Genomic DNA, 527 nt, shown 5'->3' with positions numbered 1-527 from the left:
CAATTGGTTGTGAAAGGTACACTGCAAACAACGCGTGATGACGATATTTTTGTTATCGGCGACTTGGCGCAATGCACACAACCAGACGGCTCATTTGTGCCACCTCGTGCGCAAGCTGCGCACCAAATGGCTAGCCAAGCGTTCAGCAACATTGTGGCGAAGCTAAATGGTCGTGAGTTGAAAAACTATGTGTACAAAGACCATGGTTCTTTAGTGTCTCTAAGCCGCTTCTCTACAGTAGGTAGCTTGATGGGCAACTTAACCAAAGGTTCGATGATGGTTGAAGGCCGTATTGCACGTGTTGTTTATATCTCACTATACCGCATGCACTTGATGGCACTTCACGGCGTGTTCAAAACAGGCTTGATGATGCTGGTTGGCCGCATTAACCGTGTATTGCGTCCAAACCTTAAGCTTCACTAATATCGGCGATTCAGCCAGTTTCAGTGTTGAAACCATAGAAGAGAAAAAGCCACCGCAAGTCGGTGGCTGTTTATTTCTGTTTTGTCCCGTCCCAAATAAGGCTT

General features: G+C 46.7%; 1 pseudogene. It reads left to right on the top strand.

The window, feature by feature from the left end:
• Positions 1–423, top strand: a pseudogene (locus R7044_RS27820) (NAD(P)/FAD-dependent oxidoreductase); the annotation flags it as partial.
• Positions 424–527: the final 104 nt, after the last annotated feature.

The organism is Vibrio sp. 1402 (assembly GCF_033340275.1).
This window is presented reverse-complemented; position numbering and strand designations above follow the sequence as displayed.